The organism is Mesorhizobium sp. M7D.F.Ca.US.004.03.1.1, from assembly GCF_003998635.1.
In the GTDB taxonomy this organism is placed as follows: domain Bacteria; phylum Pseudomonadota; class Alphaproteobacteria; order Rhizobiales; family Rhizobiaceae; genus Mesorhizobium; species Mesorhizobium loti.
The window spans coordinates 1-3,177 of sequence record NZ_RZQG01000711.1 but is presented as its reverse complement, the minus strand read 5'-3'; the positions used below and the strand labels follow the sequence as shown (position 1 = coordinate 3,177).

2 protein-coding genes and 2 pseudogenes are annotated in these 3,177 nt (G+C 65.1%); 2 read left to right on the top strand and 2 right to left on the bottom strand.

Translation table 11 applies throughout. The annotated features are described in order from the left end of the window. Together EN935_RS28460 and EN935_RS28455 are read right to left on the bottom strand one after the other, a co-directional pair. A pseudogene (locus tag EN935_RS28460) lies at positions 1 to 320 on the bottom strand (hypothetical protein); the annotation flags it as partial. A gap of 386 nt (positions 321 to 706) precedes the next feature. Further along, positions 707 to 1,699, bottom strand: coding sequence for an adenosine kinase (locus EN935_RS28455; protein WP_127264365.1), 993 nt, complete (start codon positions 1,697 to 1,699; stop codon positions 707 to 709). Between the two features lie 231 nt (positions 1,700 to 1,930). On the opposite strand from EN935_RS28455, the gene EN935_RS28450 reads away from it, so the two are divergent. Both EN935_RS28450 and EN935_RS28445 read left to right on the top strand, forming a co-directional pair. Then, positions 1,931 to 2,848 carry an EamA family transporter gene (locus EN935_RS28450; RefSeq protein WP_164757692.1) on the top strand — a complete coding sequence of 306 codons (918 nt, stop codon included), beginning with the start codon at positions 1,931 to 1,933 and terminating at the stop codon, positions 2,846 to 2,848. Between the two features lie 88 nt (positions 2,849 to 2,936). Next, positions 2,937 to 3,177, top strand: a pseudogene (locus tag EN935_RS28445) (cysteine biosynthesis protein CysZ); the annotation flags it as partial.

Sequence of the window (3,177 nt, the reverse complement as noted above, 5' to 3'; positions counted from 1 at the left end):
GCATCGGCCAACAGGGTCGTCGGCGGATTTGTCTCGCCAGCAATACCGGCTTCGCTGCGGCGCGCGGCCTCCGCCGCCAGGGCGCGCACGAATTTCGATGCCAGGCCGGGAAGGTCGGCATGGATGGTGTCGATGGCGCGCTGGTGCTTCGGCGACAGCAAGGTGACGGCGGACGCTATGCTGCCGGCGATCTTGCCGACCGAGACCATGGTGGGCTTGTTGATGGCCTCGTCATAATGGGCAAGCGCGCGTTCGACCTCCTCCGCGACCATATCCGCGAAGTCGTCCTGCTTGAGGCCCCGGATCTGAAATCTGTTCATGCATCTGTCTTCCGGGCCGCGCGCTCCTCCCACAGAAGCGGCCGGTTGTTGAATTTCTAGAGCGGAAAGCGAAAATCGCAACGGCAACAGATGCAGCGGCCCGACAGCTTGCTGTCTCGCATTTCTTGACACCCCAACTGACTATAGGCGCTCCGAAAGGTCAGTCGCGGGGCGCCTAGATTGCGTGTAGGTGCGGTGTGTGACAGCCGCGCGACGGCCGTTCCCCCTCACCCGCCCTCCGCTTCGCTCGGGCGACCTCTCCCCGAGGGGAGAGGAGGCTACCGGCGCTGGCGCTTTCCTCTTCTCCCCAGCGGGGAGAAGGTGGCCGCGGAGCGGCCGGATGAGGGGGAGCCTCGCAGTAACTGCCGCAAGGGCGGGAAATGCCCCTAAAGCAACCCCGCCTGCTCAGCCTCGCGGCGCAAATTTTGCCGTGGCCTGGGGCCGATCTGCTGGATCACCAATCCGGCCGCTAGTGAGCCAAGGTCGCCGCAGGTCTGCAGGTCGCGGCCTTGCGTGTAGCCATGCAGGAAGCCGGCGGCATAGAGATCGCCGGCGCCCGTCGTATCGACAAGCTCCTTGATGGCGGTCGCCTTGATGACCACGGTCTCGTCGCCGCGCACGATCACTGAGCCCTTTTCCGAGCGGGTCACGGCGGCGATCCGGCAATCCTTGCGGATCTGCGCCAGCGCCTCGTCGAATGACGATGTCTGATAGAGCGACTTGATCTCGTGGCTGTTGGCAAAGACGATGTCGACCGTTCCCGAGCGCATCAAGTCGAGGAATTCGTCGCGGTAGCGGTCGACGCAGAACGAATCCGACAGTGTCATGGACACTTCGCGGCCTGCCGCATGCGCCAGCTTCGCCGTCTGGCGGATCGCTTCCTTGGCGCGTGGCGGGTCCCACAGATAGCCTTCGAAATAGGTGACTTTGGCGCCAGACGCCTTGTCGGCCTCGACGTCCTCCGGTCCAAGCTCGACGCAGGCGCCGAGATAGGTGTTCATCGAGCGCTCGCCGTCGGGGGTGACGAAGATCATCGAGCGTGCCGTCGGCGGCTCGCCCTTGAGCGGCCTGGTGTCGAAGGCGACGCCCTGGGCGTGGATGTCGTGGGCGTAGATTTCGCCCAGCGCATCGTTGGAGACCTTGCCGAAGAAGGCAGCGCGGCCGCCGAAGCTTGCGACGCCGGCCGCCGTGTTGCCGGCGCTGCCGCCGGAGGCTTCGATCGCCGGGCCCATGCGGCTGTAGAGCAGCTCGGCGCGCTGTGTGTCGATGAGGTTCATCGCGCCCTTGATGATGCCATTGGTCTCGAGGAATTCCTCGTCGCACTGGGCGATGATGTCGACAATGGCATTGCCGATGCAAAGCACGTCATATTTCGGCATCAATGTCTCCGCCAAAAACCCGAGCCGGCTTCTTGCCATGCCCGGGCGGGTCTACAGCATGACCCCCGAAAATTGGCAACCGATTTTCTGCCGCCGCCGGCGGGGCGGTGCGCCTGGTGCACGCCAACCGCGAGGCGCTATGACAATTCGACCGTGGCCGAAGCATTTCATCGCCGCACGGCCTACAAGCATGGCTCAGACGATCCCATTTCGACGCCGAGCCAGCCCCCTATGTCTACAAAGAACGGGCCTGCAAAAAACGACCTGACCACCGACCTGGCGCTGCTCGCCGTGCTGGCGGTGCTCTGGGGCGCCTCCTACACCTTCATCAAGATCGGCGTCGAGACGATCCCGCCGGTCACCTTCATTGCCGCCCGCACCCTGATCGCCGGTGGCATCCTGTTCGCCATCATCCGCTGGCGCGGGCTCACCATGCCGGGCGACGCGGCAAGCTGGCGCCGCTTTGCCTTCCAGGCATGCCTCAACAGCGTCGTACCGTTCACCTTGATCGCCGCGGCCGAACGCTCGGTCGACGCCGGCCTCGCCACGATCCTGAACGCGACCTCGCCGATCTTCACCTTCCTTTTGACCGCGCTCATCACCCGCCATGAGCCGGTCACGTTGCGCAAACTGATTGGCGTCGGCGCCGGCATTGCCGGCATCTGCCTCATCATCGGCACCGAGGCGCTGGGTGGCCTTGGTCACGAGCTTTGGGCGCAGTTGGCAATCGTCGCGGCAACGATCTGCTATGCGGGCGCAGCCATTTTCGGCCGCGGCTTCAAGGGCCTCGATCCGATGCTGCCGGCCGCAGGTTCGATGCTGTGCGGCGCCATCATCCTCGTGCCGCTCAGTCTTGTGTTCGACCAGCCGTGGACGCTGGCGCCATCGACGGCGTCGATCCTGGCCTTGCTCGGCCTGTCGGTCTTTTCCACTGCGCTGGCCTTCGTCATCTATTTCCGCCTCATCCACACGCTGGGCTCGGTCGGCACCACCTCGCAGGCCTATCTGCGCGTGCCGATCGGCGTCGGCATCGGCGCCCTCTTCCTTGGCGAAAGCCTGGGCTCGACGGCATGGCTGGGTATGGGTTTTGTCGTGGCCGGGGTCGCTGCCATGACCATCCCGGTTCGCAAGCCAGCGTTTGCGCGATAGTTGTCCGCGCTTGTGCTCGCGACCTGCGCTGCCTATCTCGGAGGCGTCCGCCTTTCGGCGGCGTCCGCTGACCTGGGGTTGAAGCACGGTGATTTTCGACGCTGCCCGTACTGCGGCCCTCGAGCTGCTCTCGTCTCCGTTTCGTGCCGTGTTCATCAAGACGCTGGGCTTGACCGTGCTGGCGCTGGTGGCCCTGTGGTTCGGCCTGACCAGCCTCGTTGAGTGGCTGGCGCTGCCTTGGCTGCAGACGCTGTTGCCCGGCATGCCGTCCTGGGCCGGGTGGCTGGGCGGCATCGTCGCGGCAATAGCGCTTGCCTTCGGCATGGCGT